This is a genomic window from Kluyvera ascorbata (genome assembly GCF_023195735.1).
GTDB classification, from domain to species: domain Bacteria; phylum Pseudomonadota; class Gammaproteobacteria; order Enterobacterales; family Enterobacteriaceae; genus Kluyvera; species Kluyvera ascorbata.
The window spans coordinates 2,714,098-2,731,298 of the sequence record NZ_CP096201.1 but is presented as its reverse complement, the minus strand read 5'-3'; the positions used below and the strand labels follow the sequence as shown (position 1 = coordinate 2,731,298).

Annotated in this window: 22 protein-coding genes and 1 pseudogene; 18 read left to right on the top strand and 5 right to left on the bottom strand. The window is 52.5% G+C overall.

Annotation, left to right across the window (positions count from 1 at the left end; all coding sequences use genetic code 11):
- The 11 genes from MY052_RS12965 to MY052_RS12915 all read left to right on the top strand — a co-directional run bounded on the left by MY052_RS12965 (window position 1) and on the right by MY052_RS12915 (window position 7,330).
- Window positions 1-303, top strand: a complete 303-nt coding sequence (locus tag MY052_RS12965) for a phage baseplate plug family protein (protein ID WP_248537124.1) — start codon at window positions 1-3, stop codon at window positions 301-303.
- Window positions 304-305: 2 nt separating this feature from the next.
- On the top strand, window positions 306-1,370 hold the full coding sequence (locus MY052_RS12960; RefSeq protein ID WP_248537123.1) for a hypothetical protein: 1,065 nt from the start codon (window positions 306-308) through the stop codon (window positions 1,368-1,370).
- Window positions 1,370-1,711, top strand: a complete 342-nt coding sequence (locus MY052_RS12955) for a hypothetical protein (protein ID WP_248537122.1) — start codon at window positions 1,370-1,372, stop codon at window positions 1,709-1,711. The genes MY052_RS12960 and MY052_RS12955 overlap by 1 nt, the downstream gene beginning before the upstream one ends.
- Window positions 1,712-1,786: 75 nt before the next feature.
- On the top strand, window positions 1,787-2,401 hold the full coding sequence (locus tag MY052_RS12950) for a hypothetical protein (protein ID WP_248537121.1): 615 nt from the start codon (window positions 1,787-1,789) through the stop codon (window positions 2,399-2,401).
- A gap of 2 nt (window positions 2,402-2,403) precedes the next feature.
- The gene (locus MY052_RS12945; RefSeq protein WP_248537120.1) at window positions 2,404-2,778 is read left to right on the top strand and encodes a hypothetical protein; all 375 of its coding nucleotides are present in this window, start codon (window positions 2,404-2,406) and stop codon (window positions 2,776-2,778) included.
- 60 nt (window positions 2,779-2,838) lie between these two features.
- Window positions 2,839-3,591 (top strand): Gp138 family membrane-puncturing spike protein, encoded by a 753-nt coding sequence (locus MY052_RS12940; RefSeq protein ID WP_248537119.1) that lies wholly within the window; start codon window positions 2,839-2,841, stop codon window positions 3,589-3,591.
- On the top strand, window positions 3,591-3,944 hold the full coding sequence (locus tag MY052_RS12935) for a contractile injection system sheath initiator (protein ID WP_115074248.1): 354 nt from the start codon (window positions 3,591-3,593) through the stop codon (window positions 3,942-3,944). Before MY052_RS12940 ends, MY052_RS12935 begins: the two co-directional genes overlap by 1 nt.
- The gene (locus MY052_RS12930) at window positions 3,944-5,143 is read left to right on the top strand and encodes a baseplate J/gp47 family protein (RefSeq protein ID WP_115074246.1); all 1,200 of its coding nucleotides are present in this window, start codon (window positions 3,944-3,946) and stop codon (window positions 5,141-5,143) included. The genes MY052_RS12935 and MY052_RS12930 overlap by 1 nt, the downstream gene beginning before the upstream one ends.
- Window positions 5,140-5,805: a DUF2612 domain-containing protein gene (locus MY052_RS12925; RefSeq protein ID WP_115074244.1), complete on the top strand. Its 666-nt coding sequence runs from the start codon at window positions 5,140-5,142 to the stop codon at window positions 5,803-5,805. The genes MY052_RS12930 and MY052_RS12925 overlap by 4 nt, the downstream gene beginning before the upstream one ends.
- A complete protein-coding gene (locus MY052_RS12920; protein ID WP_248537118.1) occupies window positions 5,805-6,743 on the top strand; it encodes a phage tail protein in 939 nt (312 codons plus the stop codon). The genes MY052_RS12925 and MY052_RS12920 overlap by 1 nt, the downstream gene beginning before the upstream one ends.
- Window positions 6,743-7,330, top strand: coding sequence for a tail fiber assembly protein (locus MY052_RS12915; RefSeq protein WP_202216844.1), 588 nt, complete (start codon window positions 6,743-6,745; stop codon window positions 7,328-7,330). The genes MY052_RS12920 and MY052_RS12915 overlap by 1 nt, the downstream gene beginning before the upstream one ends.
- Here the strand turns inward: MY052_RS12915 and MY052_RS12910 are convergent.
- On the bottom strand, window positions 7,319-7,558 hold the full coding sequence (locus MY052_RS12910; protein ID WP_202216843.1) for a hypothetical protein: 240 nt from the start codon (window positions 7,556-7,558) through the stop codon (window positions 7,319-7,321). The genes MY052_RS12915 and MY052_RS12910 overlap by 12 nt on opposite strands.
- A 1-nt stretch (window position 7,559) precedes the next feature.
- Window positions 7,560-7,871 (bottom strand): gp53-like domain-containing protein, encoded by a 312-nt coding sequence (locus MY052_RS24310; protein ID WP_420828644.1) that lies wholly within the window; start codon window positions 7,869-7,871, stop codon window positions 7,560-7,562.
- A 143-nt stretch (window positions 7,872-8,014) separates the two neighbouring features.
- Between MY052_RS24310 and MY052_RS12905 the strand changes: the two are divergent.
- Window positions 8,015-8,134: pseudogene (locus tag MY052_RS12905) on the top strand (recombinase family protein); the annotation flags it as partial.
- A gap of 153 nt (window positions 8,135-8,287) precedes the next feature.
- Window positions 8,288-8,686: a hypothetical protein gene (locus tag MY052_RS12900; RefSeq protein WP_115074236.1), complete on the top strand. Its 399-nt coding sequence runs from the start codon at window positions 8,288-8,290 to the stop codon at window positions 8,684-8,686.
- Window positions 8,687-9,078: 392 nt separating this feature from the next.
- On the opposite strand, the gene bdcA is transcribed toward MY052_RS12900, so the two are convergent.
- Window positions 9,079-9,792, bottom strand: a complete 714-nt coding sequence (gene bdcA, locus MY052_RS12895; RefSeq protein ID WP_248537117.1) for an SDR family oxidoreductase — start codon at window positions 9,790-9,792, stop codon at window positions 9,079-9,081.
- 237 nt (window positions 9,793-10,029) lie between these two features.
- The gene (locus MY052_RS12890) at window positions 10,030-11,079 is read right to left on the bottom strand and encodes a LacI family DNA-binding transcriptional regulator (RefSeq protein WP_035894013.1); all 1,050 of its coding nucleotides are present in this window, start codon (window positions 11,077-11,079) and stop codon (window positions 10,030-10,032) included.
- A gap of 222 nt (window positions 11,080-11,301) precedes the next feature.
- Between MY052_RS12890 and MY052_RS12885 the strand changes: the two genes are divergently transcribed.
- From MY052_RS12885 to tkt, 5 genes are all read left to right on the top strand, one after another.
- Window positions 11,302-11,742 (top strand): PTS sugar transporter subunit IIA, encoded by a 441-nt coding sequence (locus MY052_RS12885; protein WP_248537116.1) that lies wholly within the window; start codon window positions 11,302-11,304, stop codon window positions 11,740-11,742.
- A gap of 10 nt (window positions 11,743-11,752) precedes the next feature.
- A complete protein-coding gene (locus tag MY052_RS12880; RefSeq protein WP_035894009.1) occupies window positions 11,753-12,019 on the top strand; it encodes a PTS sugar transporter subunit IIB in 267 nt (88 codons plus the stop codon).
- Window positions 12,020-12,050: 31 nt separating this feature from the next.
- Window positions 12,051-13,313, top strand: a complete 1,263-nt coding sequence (locus MY052_RS12875; protein WP_248537115.1) for a PTS ascorbate transporter subunit IIC — start codon at window positions 12,051-12,053, stop codon at window positions 13,311-13,313.
- Window positions 13,314-13,334: 21 nt separating this feature from the next.
- The gene (gene alsE / locus MY052_RS12870; protein WP_123650479.1) at window positions 13,335-14,012 is read left to right on the top strand and encodes a D-allulose 6-phosphate 3-epimerase; all 678 of its coding nucleotides are present in this window, start codon (window positions 13,335-13,337) and stop codon (window positions 14,010-14,012) included.
- Between the two features lie 135 nt (window positions 14,013-14,147).
- Entirely contained in the window at window positions 14,148-16,139 is a 1,992-nt protein-coding gene (gene tkt, locus MY052_RS12865) for a transketolase (protein WP_115074234.1), read from the top strand.
- A 49-nt stretch (window positions 16,140-16,188) separates the two neighbouring features.
- Here tkt and MY052_RS12860 read toward each other — a convergent pair whose 3' ends face one another.
- On the bottom strand, window positions 16,189-17,124 hold the full coding sequence (locus tag MY052_RS12860; protein WP_248537114.1) for a LysR family transcriptional regulator: 936 nt from the start codon (window positions 17,122-17,124) through the stop codon (window positions 16,189-16,191).
- Window positions 17,125-17,201: the final 77 nt, after the last annotated feature.

Below are 17,201 nucleotides of genomic sequence, written 5' to 3'. Positions count from 1 at the left end.
ATGGCGGTATCAGAAATTCCGCTGACTGCGGATAACCAGCAGTTCAGCATTGTACTGGCGGGAAGCACCTATCGGATGAGTATCATCTGGCGAGACCTGTACTGGATCCTCGACCTTCTCGACGAACAGAGCAATACCATTATTTCCGGCATCCCGCTGGTGACTGGCGCTGATCTGCTGGCGCAATACGCATACCTCGGTCTGGGCTTTAAGCTGGCGGTCTTCTGCGACGACGCTACCCAGGCATACCCGACAAAAACTAATTTGGGCACCAGGAGTCATCTTCTGGTCTCCACGGAGTAGCAATGTCTCAAAACTGGATGCGTCACTTCGAGCTGCAGCTCGTTGACGAAAATGGGAAGGGTATCGACCTCAGTGGCTTTAAGGTCACCTTCACCATCGACTGGTTCAATATCAGCAGCGCTTCCCGGGTGGGAACGTTCAAAATTTATAACCTGTCATCGGATACAGCCAACCGTATCACGGGGAAAGAATTCTCCAAGCTACGGCTGATCGCCGGCTATGATGGTATTGCATCGGAGGTATCGGCCAGCGAGGTTGGTGTGGCACGAAACGTTGATGCGTCGACAGTTGGACAGACGGATGGTCGAAACTATGGGCTATTGTTCACGGGCGATCTGCGTTATGCAGTAACCGGCAAGGATAACCCGGTTGATTCGTATGTGCTGATTCAGGCATGCGATACGGATCTGGCGTTCTCTACGGCAATCACCGTTCAGACACTGGCGGCCGGTTACACGGTCGCTGATATGAATCGTGCGCTGATGAAGGATTTCGAGGCGAAAGGGGCAAGCGAGGGGATCACCACGGCGATGCCGACAACGGTATTCCCCCGCGGGCGAGTGCTGTTTGGCTCGACGCGTAAGCTGATGGATAACGTGGCCGAACAGTGCGGTGCAACCTGGCAGTTCGTTGATGGTCAGCGCCAGATGGTGGCAAAAAACGAGTATGTTCACGAGGCGATCGTGCTGAATAGCGCCACCGGGCTGATTGGCATGCCTCAGCAGACCATCGGCAACGGCGTTAATGTCCGCGCGCTGATCAACCCTAACATCCGGGTGAATGGCCTGATTCAGCTCGACCAGGCATCGGTATTCCGCACAGCGCTGTCGAACAACGATATTGCTATGGCTGGTGGGCAGATAACCGACCAGAACACGGACGGCAATATCACGCTCAGCGGCACCACGGCGCAGCCAGCCAGTATTGCCACAGATGGTGTGTATATTGTGCGCGGCATTATGTACACTGGTGATACAAGGGGCCAGGCGTGGTACATGGATATGATGTGTGAAGCGCGTGGGGCCATCGATATTAAAACTCAGGCAGCGTTTAACCGGGGTGGATAATGGGTAAATACGCATTACTGGCTGGATTATTGGTTTCATTACCGTCTTTTGCCGCGTTCCAGTGTGGCGGCTATAAGATGACGCTATCCGATGCAGAAGGGCTTGTTCGGATTAACGGCGAATTGGTTACCAGCCAAAAAGTTAAATATATTGGGACGCAGGGTGACGAGGCGAACGCCGTGTGGAATATGGGCCTGATGCCTGCGCGCGACGGCAATAACTACGGCTTTGAGTTTGTTAAACGTAACGGAAAGTCATTCCTGAACGTCCAACTGCTGCAGAACAACATGGATGCGCCGAAAATCATCGGTTCGTTCCCGTGTAAGAAAGTGCCTGGTTAACCCTATTCAAAAGTTTTTCTTGGTTGCTGGTTAATCTGTTACCATTAAAGAAGTTTTCAATGAAAGGTGATTATCATGATTGGCTTGAGCGCAGCGTTGGCGTTTACACCGCCAAAAGCTCCTACGGTCGATAAGTTTATGGAGTCTTTTTCCCGTAAGATTGAAAGATCTTTTGGGGAGTTTGATCGGACTAATCAAGGCTCTTTAAGCAAAAGGCAGGTCCGAGATATCACCAAGATGGTTTACCAGCGTACAGACCTTGCATCAGCAAAAGCGGATGAGGGGAGTGCCATCATAAGCGTAATGAGGCATGGCTCAGCTGAAGAGATAGCTGAGCTAAAAATTGAAGAGATTGAACCCGAACAGCTATTAGAAGTTGCTGATAAACTACGCATTGGATTGAAGCGATTGAAATACGCTTTTTTCGTTGCCTCAACTTCGCAGGCTTGGCAGCCACATATGGCTACCTTAAAACATTTAGAAACCAAAACGATTAAATCGTTTAGCGAATACTACCAGGCAGTTGTTGAGATAGCCGACCTGTTGCCTAATTTCATTGAGCTAGATTATTCCATAGATTTTGATATGGAAAAAATAGATAAAGCCTTGGCGGAACCCTTTGTTGAGCATCCATCATGGGTGGATAGCGGTGATGATTTTGTTAAATGGGTTAAAGGTATGAAGGCTTAATAATGTCAATCAAGGTAATGTATTCAAAGAGCTTTCTTGATGAAATGGGAAAACTTTCGGATGGTGAATTATTGCTTATTGGTGAGTTTGTTTCATCTTTAAAGAAGTCGGGGTTTGAAGGGTTACCAGGGCGAAATAAGCCATCGACCGGGGTAAGCAAAAAACATGTGAATCGTGAAAAGCTAATTCAGTACGCAATCGAAAAGCTGCTTTGGCATTATCACGTCGGGTATGCTGAGTACGATAAAAAAAGAACATTCGGTGACTGGACTTCTGAGTATGTTGTTCATTACCAAAATAAAGAGTCTGAAGTCAGATTTGTGAGCTATGGTTCTCATCCACCGTTCAAACTTCCCCCTGTCAGTTCGCTAACGTAATACTTACTTATCAAATACAACCCGCCACCCGGCGGGTTTTTTATTGCCTGGAGTTTACCAATGGCCTTTTCAGAACAGACCCGTAGCGGCGATCAGGCTGAGACATTCAAGTCTGAGGGTAAGGTACTGGCGCAGGGGCTACGCGTTGCTATGCCTGGCATCATCCAGTCATTTGACGCAGAAGCTGTGACCGCCGTAGTACAGCCGGCTATCCGCTGCGTTGAAACAGATAATGAGGGTAACCGCACCACCAGAGATTATCCGCTGCTGGTGGATGTCCCCGTAGTATTCCCAACAGCGGGCGGCGTGACACTGACTCTTCCGGTTAACCCGGGTGATGAGTGTGAACTGAAATTCCAGGACAGATGCATAGATTTCTTCTGGCAAAGCGGCGGCGTCCAGGAACCGGTCGATGACCGCATGCATGACCTTTCGGATGCAACCTGTTCAGTCGGTCAAATATCACAGCCAAACCGAATCAAAAATGTCAGCACCACATCAGCACAACTACGGACGGTTGACGGCAGTACTTACATCGACCTCAACCCCTCGACCAAGAAAATTAAAATCGTTGCTCCTGGCGGCCTTGATGTAGAAACGCCTCAGGCAAACTTCAGCGCCGCCGTGACAATTCGCGGGTTATTGACATGGATGGGCGGCATGGTAGGTAGCATCGCCAGCGGCACAGCGGCGAAAATTACAGGTGCGATCGAGTTCTTCGGTACGCTCAAATCTAACGGAAAAGATATCGGCGACACGCACACCCACGGCGGTGTTCAGCACGGTACTGATAACACTGATAAGGTGAATTGATGCGATACCGACGCGAAGACGCCGACGGTGATTACACGTTCGGCAGCGGTGATGATACGTGGCTGATTAACTCCCCGGATGCGGTAGCGCAGGCGATTAAAACGCGCTTTAACCTCTGGTACGGGCAGTGGTTCCTCGATACCACCACCGGTACACCATGGGTACAGTCTGTACTCGGCAAGCAGAAGCCCGAAACCTACAACCTGACAATCCGCCAGCGCATCCTGCAGACGCAGGGTGTGAAAAGCATCACCGACTTTAACACCGTAGTTAATACCACAACCCGACGCGTATCATTCACCGCCACCGTCGATACCATTTACGGAACAACGACAGTCACATCGGAGGCGTGATGGCCTTAAACCTCGACACACTGGGCTTATCTGCAAAGGTAACCGCTCAGGGCATCAGTGCGCCTGATTATCAGACAATACTCGACACGCTGACCAGTTATTACCAGCAGATTTATGGCAGTGACGTCTATCTCGACCCGGACAGCAAAGACGGGCAGGCAGTAGCGCTGCAGGCGCTGGCTATCCATGATGCCAATAACACCGCTATTTCGGTCTACAACAGCTATTCCCCTTCGACAGCATACGGCGCAGGCCTGGCGAGCAACGTTAAAATTAACGGGATTGCGCGCAACGGTGCGACAAACTCGACGGTTGACCTGCTTCTGATGGGCACCGTGGGAGCGACAATCACGAACGGTTCGGCGAAAGATGCCAATAACGTGATCTGGAACCTCCCCGCCAGCGTATCAATCGGCGTTGACGGTACCGTGACGGTGACAGCGACTTGCGCGAACACTGGAGCGGTGGCGGCGCTGTCCGGAACAATTACCAGCATTAACACCCCGACCCGCGGCTGGACATCGGTAACGAACCCGACTGCGGCCACGGTAGGCGTTGCTGTGGAACAAGATGATGAGTTACGCGTACGGCAAAGCCAGAGTGTCGCGCTGCCGTCCCTGACGCCATTTGATGCAGTCGATGGAGCACTGGCGAACATCAGCGGCGTGACGCGGCACAAGCTGTACGAGAACGATACCGTGAGCACTGACAGCAACGGGCTTCCTGAGCATTCGATTAGCGCCATCGTCGACGGCGGCGACGTCACCCAGATTGCCCAGACTATCCGCGGTAAGAAAGGGCAGGGTGTGGCCACGTATGGTAAGACGTCGATTACGGTTCCGGATAAATACGGTAACCCGCACATCATCAACTTTTCCCGCTCGACGGATGTTCCCGTCTTTGTCTCTATCGAGCTAAAAGTCTTCACAGGGTACACATCGCAAATCGGCGATCAAATTAAGCAGGCCGTGGCTGACTACATCAACTCACTGACCATCGGTGACAGCGTGCTGCTGAGCCGTATTTATTCACCGGCCAACCTCGGCGTGGTAAGCGGAGGCAACGCGAAATATTACGACATCACGGAGCTTCTGATCGGCAAGTCTGCGGATAGCGTGGCGGCCGCCAATATCACCATCGCCTACGATGAATCAGCTTCATGCAGCACGGCGAACGTCCTGATAACGGTGACGTCATGAGTAAATACACGGACCGGATCACTAACTATCACGCAACCAAGCCGAAGTTTTTCGCCCACATAGACCTATCCACTAGGCCGTTCACCGACGTATCAACCGCAATGCAGGGTTTCATCCCTGCGTTTGATATCGATACGGCAGTGGGTGTTCAGCTTGATCAGGTCGGGGAGTGGATAGGGCGTAGCCGGGTAGTCAGCCAGCCAATCAGCGGTATCTATTTTGCTTTCGATACCGACGGTCTCGGTTATGACCAGGGCGTCTGGCAAGGGCCATATGACCCGGACAACGGGTACACATCACTGAGTGACGACACCTACCGCGTCATCCTCAAAGCAAAAATCGCAATCAACAACTGGGATGGGCAGAACGACAGCCTACCCGACATCCTCGATACCGCATTAGAGGGCTCAGGCCTGCGCATGCAGATCGTCGACAACCAGGACATGACGATTTCGGTCTGGGTGTTTCCCGAAACAGATATTGCTGATGTCTCTCTCGAGCTGCTAGCCGCCATCCGACAGGGCTATCTGACGGTGAAAGCCGCGGGGGTTTGGGCCGGAGATGTGCAGACGCCGTCAGAAGGTAACCAGTTCTTTGGATTCGATCTTGAAAACGACTATATCGCCGGATTTGATGAAGGCGCATGGGGAGTAACACTGTAATGGCTCAAAACGACTTTAAACCATTTGCGATCGGCGCTGGCGCGAACGTCACCGCTCAGGCTGACTGGGAACTCCTGGCCGCGTTGGCTACCGGCTTCCAGTCTGGCAAAGCCAGCAGCGCACAGATTAACAAAGCCATTCGTCAGGCATCATTCATTGCTGCGGCGCTGGCGCAGTACACCTCCGATAAAACCGGTGGCGATGTGCTGGATGATGGTGACCAGGCGGCGTTCATCAGCAAAATGGCCGCTGCATTTGGGAAGGACTTCCAGCCCCTCGATGCCACGCTGACGGCGCTGGCCGCGTTAACGGGTGTTGCTGATAAGCTGGCCTATTTCAATGGGGACGATACCGCTGCACTAACTGCGCTGACAGCCGTGGGGCGGGATATCATAGGTAAATCTTCGATTGCCGACGTTCTCACATACCTTGGTTTGGGAAACACGAAGTATGGAGCACCACTAATCGGTCAGTTAATCGAATGGCCGCTTCAGAAAATGCCACATGAAATCTGGCCTGATATGGGACAGGAGTATATCCCGTACATGGCTCAGTCCTTCGACCCGGTTAAATACCCGCTGCTTTCTCAGCTCCACCCTACGAACGTATTGCCTGCTGATATGCGAGCATATGTTGCTCGGGGATGGGATAACGGACGCGGCGTTGATACAGGCCGCGCATTGATGTCGGCTCAGAGTAGTGGTGCGCCAAACCTGACAGGGCAGGTTTCCAACATGGGTAACATACTAGGAGTTGGCACGCAGGGTCATGCGCTGTACGCAGTATCCTCAGGATCGGGATCTACCCTCAAGGGCGGTACGGATAGCAGCACATTTCACATAATGCTCGATGCATCCAAAGACAGCACTGAGTACCAGGCGATTACTGAAGTCAGAAGTAAAAACGTGGCGTGGAATATGATTGTGAGGGCAAAATAGTGACGAATTTATTCGATGTAAATGGGAACGCCACAGAAACGCATACTGTGACGGTGAGCGGCTTTGAGCCAGGTACTGGCGAGCATATTGCTACGTATGACGTGCGTATCCTCGTTGGTACGGGTATTCCCGGCTTTTCAACGATGACGCTTGCACCAGCCGCTGATGACGGGTATGCGGTATGTTGGGATGGTTCAGCATGGGTTCAGGTTGAAGACCTGCGTGGTAAAACGGCCTATAAGAAAAGCGACCTCACGACGGAAACCGTTCGCACGCTTGGCCCCCTTGATGATGCTTATACTCTCCTGGCTCCAGCGACACCCTACGACAAATGGAATGGTTCTGAGTGGGTGACGGATGCAGATGCTCAGCATGCGGCTGACGTTGCTTCAGCAGAACAGAAAAAATCACAACTACTCGCTGAGGCAGCAGAAGAGATTGCATGGCGAAAGTATGCGGTCGATAAAGGAATTGCCACTGCTGAAGAAGAATCAGAACTTGATGCCTGGGAGATGTACCGGGTGCAGTTGATGCGTATCAAAACAGATGCCGCACCCGATATCGAGTGGCCTACGCTACCTAATTAACTTTTCTTCGGAATCCCTTCCTATTTCTGATGGCAGGTCTACCCAGCAGGGCTTGCCATCAGGCGTCGCGCCTAGAGCCTTTCCGCCAGGTGCGCTACCAGCAAACTCCTCATATTGTTCATCCGTGATTTCGATGAGATCATCCGGAAGTGCGCCTGCATCCTCATACATCTTTAAAATAGAATCAGGGTAGAGCCCCAATTTCTTCGCGCTAAAATATTGTTTCATATTAATGCCCTTCAATTGTCCAGAAAAAATCCCAACTTGCGTTATTGGCCGCTCCGCCCGCAGAGCTGTTTCGTCTGTTCACTGTCATGCCTGAATTGTTATAGGTTCCAATAGTTGGAGAGTCTGTACCAGACGGTGAGAGGACAACTGGCGTAATTGATACTGACCGAATTCCATTCGGGAATGCTGCAGGGAAAGTGATAGATACCGGTCCCGCTGTGGGAGCTGATGCATACCCGAAGTTGACGAGTGTGCCATCTGGTGATTTCCGCCACCCACTTCCCGTCCCATTATTTGACGTCCAGGCAGACATATCAGGAATTTGCCCTGCTCCGGTGCCAACATCTTTCGATGCCGCCGTTCCGAATGTCGGTAGATTTCCCAAACCAACCTTTAAGAAAATGCATATCCCCCGGCTGGATGGCATGATTCCGCTCTTTTGACGAGGGGATAATGATGCTGATTGTCTACGTCAGGGTATCAACAAATGACCAGAACCCCGCGTTACAGAGAAATGCCCTTGAGTGCGCAGGATGTGAACTGGCTTTCGAAATTAAGAACTACGGCAAAACTTCAGGCGGGTGGCTGCTCAAGGCGCTGGGCAAGGGCGAACACTTGACACGGCCCGGATATCGAGTGGCTGCTGAAACCGAATGCGGCGTAACATGTTGACTTTATGTGATTTATACTGCATTACATATTGTAACCGCTTCAGAATGAACAGCCAATATGAATCAACTTACCACCAAAGAAGCCGCGCTAATAACTCGTAAGCTAAGAGATATCAGTGATACATGGTCAGATTTATGGGTCTTTCTTCACCTCGTACCCATTGGCGTTAGCAGGGCCATCGATCTGCGGTACAGCTGCTTTGACGGGAAATCTCTTACTTTTGAGGAGAGGGGCAAGTTTAAAGCGAAGCAGATTGCGGCATCACCTCTTGTATGCGAACTCATACAGAGGCGCAGAGAAAGATATCCCGATGACATCTATATTTTTCAGAGCCACTCAAACAGGGTCAAGTTTCAGGATAAACCTGTCACAGTAGTTGCATTCAATCAGGCTTTGAAAAAAGCAGCAAAATTTGTGACCGAAGATGTAGTGAGCAGCAAAAGTGCTCAATGGTAGTTTGCTGCGATCCGTGGTATGCAAGCACGGACCGCAGCTGTAGGCCAGGTGTTTATGCCGTGGCACCGGACTGAGTGTACAGGTAAATAGATGTTTCTGGTCAATGGATTATTAACGATGTTGCGTACAATTTTGAGTACATAAAGTGTTTTTATTTGGTTGTAAAATCATTAAAAACATGATGTTACTTAAATATTCTCGCTATCTTCCGCGTAATCACCTACCAGCATCAGTATTTTTTTGCCTGCCATAACCCATCCTCGTTGAGTAAATATGTCTAAGATATAGCCTGTCTATAGTGGCTTTGCGACCCGCAAACCGCGCGCTGCGTCACGGATATGGTGATGAGTGGTGAAGTGAGGGGCTGCGGAAAAGAGCAGCCCCATTTTCACTCAGGCGCCGAATCCGCCGTCGATGGTGTGCATGGCGCCGGTCACAAAAGAGGCCTCCGGACCCGCAAGCCAGGCGGCCATGGCGGCGACCTCCTCCGGTCGGCCGTGTCGTTTAATCGCCATAAAGCTGTGCATCACCTCTTTCAGCGGGCCGTCTTCCGGGTTGGCATCTGTATCAATCGGCCCCGGCTGGATGACGTTCACGGTTATCCCCAGCGGACCGAAATCGCGCGCCAGGCCGCGTGCCAGTCCCTGTAAAGCGGATTTACTGACGGCATAGGCGGCGAGGCCAGGAAGGGGCATGCGATCGCCGTTTACTGAACCGATGACGATAATACGCCCCCCTTCGGGCATGCTACGCGCGGCTTCCACGGCCGCGTGGTAGGGCGCATGAATGTTGATGCGAAACAGACGGTCTACTTCGTCGCTGTCCTGTTCCAGCGCATCGCCGAAGAGAATGATCCCGGCGTTAATCACCAGAATGTCCAGCGGCCCGTAGTCGTGAACAAGCTTGATGACGGCATCACGGTCGGCGCTGTCTGCCTGGACTGCGGTACTGCCCGTTTCTGTTGCTAGCTGTTCTGCTGCTTCTCGCGAGCCGGCGTAGCTGAACACTACCGATGCGCCATCGGCGCAAAATCGTCGGACAATGGCCGCGCCGATACCGCGGCTCCCACCAAGAACCAGTACGGATTTGTTGTGAAATGTCGTCATCAATACACCCTCATGCTCGTGTCGAAACGATGAACATCTACCGGGCAGATGCTCCTGCCAGCAAGGAGTATAGTTCTGCGCGGAGGTGGCGGCGGTGGCTTTCGCGTTACTGTGCAGATACCGTGATAGAAACGATGGGATTACGCAGTGAGAACGGTGAACCGACGGCGTAGAGGGGAGGGTCCTGGCCAGCGAGTATCAATCTTATACGCTGGCCTATCTTGGGGATGGGGAGCGCTAGCGCTTCGTACTGGCCCGTAGCTGTAACGTTGAAGGCAGCTCAATGGTTTTTTCCGGCGGATTGCCCGCCAGTAAATCGAGCAGCGTCTGCCCGGCCAGCGTCCCGGTTTCACTCCATGGGAACTCAACTGCAGTGAGCGCAGGTGAGCATACGGCTGCCAGCGTGCCGCCGCTAAGACTTGCTACGGCCAGCGTATCGGGTACTTTCACGCCCGCACCGTGGCAGGCCATAATGCAGCCACAGGCAATTTCATCAGACGTACAAATCAGCGCATCCAGTTCCGGCCAGGTGATACGAATATCGCCCAGCAGGTTTAAACCTGTCGTAATGCCTGGTGGCAGGTGCGACGTCACCACCCGGTGCGGCGAGTGGTTAATTGAGAGCATGGCGCTGTTCCAGCCGCTCAGCACCTGGCGGAACATAATGTTATTGGACGCGGTACAGAGCAGGCCAATATTTTTATAACCACTTTTCGCAAGCGATGTTACCAGCTTTTTAATAGCAGCGGCGTAGTCAACGCCGATGCTAACCCAACTGGCATCGCGGTTAATCGCGCCAATTTCAACCACCGGCACGCCGGTATTAATAAGCATCTGCGAACAGCTACTGATGTTATCAATATTGAACTGGACAATTGCCGCCGGGTTATAGGCGAGCATCTGCGCAAACGCTTTTTCTTCGCTCTGGCCACCCTGTCCGGACTCAATAAACATCATGCTGAAGCCCTGTGTAGACAGTACGGTCTGCAGCGTTTCGGAGACGGCAAGAAAACCGGGAGAAGAGAAGGTGGGTACGACGCCCATGACCAGGCTGGAGTCGGCAGAGGCGAGGTTACGCGCCTGCAAGTTTGGCACATAGCCTAATTCGCTCACCGCGGCTTCAATGCGGGTGCGCAGCTCTGGGTTTACTTTTTCAGGCATTCGTAACGCACGCGAAACAGTCATCGTGCTAACACCGACCAGTTTTGCCACTTCGGCAAGGGTAATCTTACCGGTGTTTTTTCTGCGTTTTTCTCTCGCACCGTCATCCGTTTGTAGCGTCTGCACTGATGTCCTCCTTCAGCTTGTCTGGGCACCCATTGTAATAGATGTTTAGCGTTTTGCGCATTGCCCAACTGCAAAGTAATGATAAGTATGGGTAATAAAGTTAGCGTTAACAAGAATTTTAACATTGTTATCATGTTAGCGCTAACTTTGCGATGTGGATCACGGTAAGCCGCGAAGGCATTCCACTATAGTAGGCCCACTTTCAACGCTCTCGGGGTATTTATGATTACGACCTGGCTACCTGCGGAAAATATCCAGATAGTGGATTCGGTCAACGACTGGAAACAGGCTATTACGTTGTCGGCACAACCTTTGTTGGCGAAAGGTGCGATCACTGAAGATTATATTAACGCGATTTTTAACAGCCATCAGGAGCTCGGCCCTTATTATGTCTTAGCGCCCGGTCTGGCAATGCCACACGCCCGTCCAGAGCAGGGGGCGATTAAAAATGGTTTGTCGCTTTTACATATTAAACAAGGTGTCTCTTTTGATGCTGAAGAGAATGATCCTATCTATGTTGTGATTATGCTGTGTGCGCTTTCAGGAGAAGAACACATCAATATGATTACGGCACTGGCAGAAATTTTCAGTGATGATGAACGGCTAGCAGCGCTGCTGGAAGCGTCATCAATGGAAGCAATTCAAAGCGTTATCAACGGATAGTGAGGTTAAGATGAAAAAGGTTCTGATTGTTTGCGGTAATGGTTTAGGCAGCAGCTTCATTGTTGAAATGAACGTTAAAAAAATCCTCAAAGAGTTGAATAAAGACGCAGAGGTTTCTCATACTGACCTCACGTCGGCGAAAAGCGAAACTGCCGACATTATCCTTAGCGCGAAAGATATTGCTGAACATCTGTCCAGCCATTCCGCAAAGGTTTTTGGACTGTCTAATCTGCTGGACAATAATAAAATTAAAGAAATTCTCTCTGAGAATATCTGATTAATTATTTGCGGCCCTACGGAGCTATTCTATGCTGCAGTTTATTATTCATGATGTGTTGGGTACGCCAGCAATTCTGGTCGGTCTGTTTTCCCTGATTGGCTTATTATTGCAGAAGAAAGCATTTTCCGATGTTATTTCCGGAACCCTCAAAACAATTATGGGTTTTGTGATATTAACATCCGGTGCGGCGATTATCGCTACTACTTTAACCACCTTTAGCCAGTTGTTTGAGCATTCGTTCCATATTCAGGGCGTGGTGCCAAATACTGACGCCATGGCGGCGTTGGCGCAGAAAAACTACGGTACTGCGACGGCGATGATCATGGTGCTGGGGATGCTGTTTAACATCGTTCTCGCCCGTATTACGCCGCTGAAGTACATCTTCCTGACCGGGCACCACACGCTTTATATGTCGGCGATGCTGGCCGTTATTCTCTCCGTCGGCGGCTTGTCGCCGTTCTGGGTCGTGCTGGTTGGCGCGGTGATCCTCGGCATCATGATGGTGGTCTCTCCTGCTATTCTGCAGCCGTTCACCCGTAAAATCACCGGTACCGATGACCTCGCGCTGGGCCATTTTGGCTCAACCGGCTATCTGCTGTCAGCGTGGGTGGGGAAGGTTGTTGGTAAGGGCAGCCCGTCGATTGAAGAGCTGAAGGTTCCGAAGTCGCTGAACTTCCTGCGTGACTCGTCGGTTGCTATCTCACTGACGATGATGATTCTGTTCGTGATTCTGGTGCTGGTGGCCGGTAAAACGTTCGTTGAAACCAGCGTTAGCGGCGGCCAGAACTTCATTATCTTCGCCATTATTCAGTCGCTGACCTTTGCTGCCGGCGTGTGGATTATCCTGGCGGGCGTACGCATGATTATTGCCGAAATCGTCCCTGCCTTTAAAGGTATCGCCGACAAACTGGTTAAAGACGCTAAACCGGCGCTGGACTGTCCAACGGTCTTCCCGTTCGCACCAAACGCCGTGATTGTCGGCTTCCTGTCGAGCTTTGCCGCAGGTCTGGTGAGCATGTTCCTGTGCCCACTGTTTGGCTTAAGCGTCATCGTTCCAGGTCTGGTACCGCACTTCTTCTGCGGCGCAACGGCGGGCGTTTACGGCAACATCTGCGGCGGTCGACGCGGGGCAATTATCGGGGCCTTCGCTCAGGGTCTGTTGATTTCGTTCTTACCGGCCATTTTACTGCCGCTGATGGGTGATTTGGGCTTTGCATCCACCACCTTTGGCGATGCGGACTTCGGCGTGGTGGGCATTATTCTTGGGCACGTCGTGGCGCTCTTTAACTAATTGATTCTTGTGAGGTGAGGTATGGCGGCTAAATTTTCGCCTTCGTTGATGTGCATGGATTTAACACAGTTCAGGGAGCAAATCACGGCCATGAACGGCCGGGCAGACTTCTACCACGTCGATATTATGGACGGTAGCTACGTGAAGAATATTACGCTGTCGCCGTTCTTTATCGAAAACCTGAAAAAGATAACCGACGTGCCGATTGACGTGCATCTGATGGTTAACCATCCGGAAGACATTATTCCGATGTGTATTGATGCCGGTGCCGACATCATCAGCTTCCACCCGGAGACAGCGAATAACAAAATCTTCCGTCTGCTAAACCAGATTAAAGATGCCGGTCGTCGCTGCGGCGTGGTGCTGAACCCAGCAACCCCGGCGGACGCCATCAAAGAGTACGCGCATCTGCTGGATAAAGTGACGGTGATGTCGGTTGACCCAGGCTACGCGGGGCAGAAGTTTATCCCGGAATCGCTCAACAAAATCAAACAGCTGATTGCGATGCGTGAAGCGAATGGGTACCACTATCTGACTGAGATTGACGGCTCCTGCAACGAAAAAACCTTCAACGTCATTTCCCAGTCCGGGGTCGATGTGTTCATCGTCGGCACTTCAGGCCTGTTCTCGCTGGCGGAAAACGTCAGCGATGCATGGGATAAAATGATTGATATCTACCAGCGCGAAGTCGCTGCCTAAAATTGCAGCGCGCTCAGCCGTATTGAGCATTAGCGATGCGCAAAGAGTCTATTTAACCGGTCCCGTCTCTTTGCGCACCCGCCTGATTATTACGGTTGAGGGCGCTGTAACCTCTTTCTCTCTGGAGTTCCCCTCATGATAACTCGTCGCACGCTTGCGAATGCTTTGCGCATGCTTTCTGTTGATGGTGTACAAAAATCGAATTCCGGTCACCCGGGTGCCCCTATGGGTATGGCTGACATTGCCGAAGTCCTGTGGCGTGATTTTCTGAACCATAACCCGCAGAACCCGTCCTGGGCTGACCGTGACCGCTTTGTGCTGTCTAACGGTCACGGCTCCATGCTGATTTACAGCCTGCTGCACCTCACCGGCTACGACCTGCCGATGGAAGAATTGAAGAACTTCCGTCAGCTGCACTCTAAAACCCCAGGTCACCCGGAAGTGGGTTACACCGCAGGTGTTGAAACCACCACTGGCCCACTGGGTCAGGGCATCGCGAACGCTGTCGGTATGGCTATCGCAGAAAAAACGCTGGCGGCGCAGTTCAACCGTCCTGGTCACGACATCGTTGACCACTTCACCTATGCGTTCATGGGCGATGGCTGCATGATGGAAGGCATTTCTCACGAAGTGTGCTCCCTGGCCGGTACCCTGAAACTGGGCAAACTGATTGCGTTCTACGATGACAACGGCATCTCCATCGACGGCCACGTTGAAGGCTGGTTCACCGATGACACCGCTAAGCGCTTCGAAGCCTACCACTGGCACGTGATCCGCGGCATCGATGGCCACGATCCAGAAGCGATTAAACGCGCAGTAGAAGAAGCGCGTAAAGTCACCGACAAGCCATCCCTGCTGATGTGCAAAACCGTTATCGGTTTCGGTTCACCAAACAAAGCGGGTACTCACGACTCCCACGGCGCACCGCTGGGCGAAGCCGAAGTGGCGCTGACCCGCGAAAAACTGGGCTGGAAATACGGTCCGTTTGAAATCCCGGCTGACATCTACGCGCAGTGGGATGCGAAAGCCGCAGGCCAGGCGAAAGAAGCCGCCTGGAACGACAAGTTTGCCGCTTACGCGAAAGCCTTCCCACAGGAAGCAGCAGAGTTCACCCGTCGTATGAAAGGTGACATGCCGTCTGATTTCGACGCGAAAGCGAACGAATTCATCGCGAAGCTGCAGGCTAACCCGGCGAAAATCGCCAGCCGTAAAGCGTCCCAGAATGCCATCGAAGCCTTTGGCCCTCTGCTGCCGGAATTCCTCGGCGGCTCCGCTGACCTGGCACCGTCTAACCTGACCATCTGGTCCGGCTCTAAAGCGATTAACGAAGACACCGCGGGTAACTACATCCATTATGGCGTGCGTGAATTCGGTATGACCGCGATTGCCAACGGTATCTCGCTGCACGGTGGTTTCCTGCCGTACACCTCTACCTTCCTGATGTTCGTGGAATATGCCCGTAACGCGGTACGTATGGCCGCGCTGATGAAAAAACGTCAGGTAATGGTCTACACCCACGACTCCATCGGTCTGGGCGAAGATGGCCCGACTCACCAGCCGGTAGAGCAGATTGCGTCCCTGCGCGTGACCCCGAACATGAGCACCTGGCGTCCATGTGACCAGGTTGAATCCGCGATTGCGTGGAAATACGGCGTAGAGCGTCACGACGGCCCGACCGCGCTGATCCTCTCCCGTCAGAACCTGGCGCAGCAGGAACGTACCGAAGCGCAGCTGGCGAACGTGGCCCGCGGTGGTTACGTGCTGAAAGACAGCGATGGTCAGCCGCAAATCATCCTGATTGCGACCGGTTCCGAAGTTGAGCTGGCGGTAGCCGCTTACGAAAAACTGACCGCTGAAGGCGTGAAGGCTCGCGTGGTTTCCATGCCGTCCACCGACGCCTTCGACAAACAGGATGCGGCTTACCGCGAATCTGTACTGCCGAAAGCGGTCTCTGCACGCGTGGCAATCGAAGCGGGCATCGCAGACTACTGGTTCAAATACGTGGGCCTGAACGGTGCTATCGTTGGCATGACCACCTTCGGTGAGTCTGCGCCAGCGGATCTGCTGTTCAAAGAGTTCGGCTTCACCGTTGATAATGTGTTGGAAAAGGCGAGAGCGCTGTTGTAATTCGTTTTTCCTCACGGTAGCCCGGCCGCGTGCAGCAACGCCGGGCTATCTACTTCACCTGCCAATACGGCGGGGTGCCAAATCTTTCCACATAATAATCAATCACCGCCCGCACGTTCAGCGGCGGGTGGCGAGCGTTCGGATAGAGTGCCGCAATCTGCTGCGTTTCGGTATGAATCGCCGCATCAAAACCCGCTAACTGCTTAACCAGCGTGCCATTTTTCAGGCAGTCACCGATAAGCCAGTCAGGAAACAGCACCAGCCCCATACCCCCGAGTGCGGCAGACAGCAGCGCGTCGGCGTTATTGGAAACCAGCTTCGGCAACAGCGGGTAGTGAACCCACGGTGCTTCACCTTGCTTCAGCAGCCAGCGGTTAGGGCCCGATGAACCTTTATAAACCAGACACGCATGCTGCTGGATATCACCCGGTGATTGCGGCGCGCCGTGCTGTCGCAGATAGGCAGGCGAGGCGGCCAGATGGTAATGCTGATTGCCAAACACCCGGGCGTGAAACGCCGAGTCGGTCAGGGCGCCAATACGAAAAATGACGTCGGTAGCCTCCCGGTGCGGGTCGACAAAATCATCGGTTAACGTCAGCTCAACCTGCAACGTCGGGTAGCGCTCGGCGAGCCCGACAAGGGCGGGGGCGATGTGTCGCTGGCCAAAAAAGACCGGCGCGTTGATACGCACCATGCCAGATGGTGAGGCGGCGCGGCTTTGCAGCGTTTCTTTCGCTTGCTCAAGCTCATCGGCAATGGTACGGACATGTTCAATGAGCTGCCGAGCGGCTTCTGTTGGGATAACCGAACGCGTATTGCGATAAAACAGCTGCTGACCGATAGCTTCTTCAAACTGCTGCATGGTGCGCGAAATCATCGATGCTGAGACCCCTTCTTTGCGGGCGACAACGGAAAAACTTTGCGCATCGTACACCGCAATAAAGAACAGCAGGGTGCGGATACTCACTGCGCTGAGATCGAACATTAATGCAAATCCTGAAAAAGTGTTTCTTCACTTATACCATTTTTAGCGCAATCAAAATCGACTATCTTCATCCGCCT

Bases quoted from the DNA above. Each gene is read 5' to 3' on its own strand.
- MY052_RS12910 (WP_202216843.1), bottom strand. From the start codon at position 7,558: ATGAAACAATATTTTAGCGCGAAGAAATTGGGGCTCTACCCTGATTCT.
- MY052_RS12925 (WP_115074244.1), top strand. From the start codon at position 5,140: ATGAGTAAATACACGGACCGGATCACTAACTATCACGCAACCAAGCCG.
- tkt (WP_115074234.1), top strand. From the start codon at position 14,148: ATGATAACTCGTCGCACGCTTGCGAATGCTTTGCGCATGCTTTCTGTT.
- MY052_RS12940 (WP_248537119.1), top strand. From the start codon at position 2,839: ATGGCCTTTTCAGAACAGACCCGTAGCGGCGATCAGGCTGAGACATTC.
- MY052_RS12960 (WP_248537123.1), top strand. From the start codon at position 306: ATGTCTCAAAACTGGATGCGTCACTTCGAGCTGCAGCTCGTTGACGAA.
- MY052_RS12945 (WP_248537120.1), top strand. From the start codon at position 2,404: ATGTCAATCAAGGTAATGTATTCAAAGAGCTTTCTTGATGAAATGGGA.
- alsE (WP_123650479.1), top strand. From the start codon at position 13,335: ATGGCGGCTAAATTTTCGCCTTCGTTGATGTGCATGGATTTAACACAG.
- MY052_RS12885 (WP_248537116.1), top strand. From the start codon at position 11,302: ATGATTACGACCTGGCTACCTGCGGAAAATATCCAGATAGTGGATTCG.
- MY052_RS12950 (WP_248537121.1), top strand. From the start codon at position 1,787: ATGATTGGCTTGAGCGCAGCGTTGGCGTTTACACCGCCAAAAGCTCCT.
- MY052_RS12920 (WP_248537118.1), top strand. From the start codon at position 5,805: ATGGCTCAAAACGACTTTAAACCATTTGCGATCGGCGCTGGCGCGAAC.
- MY052_RS12900 (WP_115074236.1), top strand. From the start codon at position 8,288: ATGAATCAACTTACCACCAAAGAAGCCGCGCTAATAACTCGTAAGCTA.
- MY052_RS12935 (WP_115074248.1), top strand. From the start codon at position 3,591: ATGCGATACCGACGCGAAGACGCCGACGGTGATTACACGTTCGGCAGC.
- MY052_RS12875 (WP_248537115.1), top strand. From the start codon at position 12,051: ATGCTGCAGTTTATTATTCATGATGTGTTGGGTACGCCAGCAATTCTG.
- MY052_RS24310 (WP_420828644.1), bottom strand. From the start codon at position 7,871: ATGTCTGCCTGGACGTCAAATAATGGGACGGGAAGTGGGTGGCGGAAA.
- MY052_RS12860 (WP_248537114.1), bottom strand. From the start codon at position 17,124: ATGTTCGATCTCAGCGCAGTGAGTATCCGCACCCTGCTGTTCTTTATT.
- MY052_RS12955 (WP_248537122.1), top strand. From the start codon at position 1,370: ATGGGTAAATACGCATTACTGGCTGGATTATTGGTTTCATTACCGTCT.
- bdcA (WP_248537117.1), bottom strand. From the start codon at position 9,792: ATGACGACATTTCACAACAAATCCGTACTGGTTCTTGGTGGGAGCCGC.
- MY052_RS12965 (WP_248537124.1), top strand. From the start codon at position 1: ATGGCGGTATCAGAAATTCCGCTGACTGCGGATAACCAGCAGTTCAGC.
- MY052_RS12930 (WP_115074246.1), top strand. From the start codon at position 3,944: ATGGCCTTAAACCTCGACACACTGGGCTTATCTGCAAAGGTAACCGCT.
- MY052_RS12880 (WP_035894009.1), top strand. From the start codon at position 11,753: ATGAAAAAGGTTCTGATTGTTTGCGGTAATGGTTTAGGCAGCAGCTTC.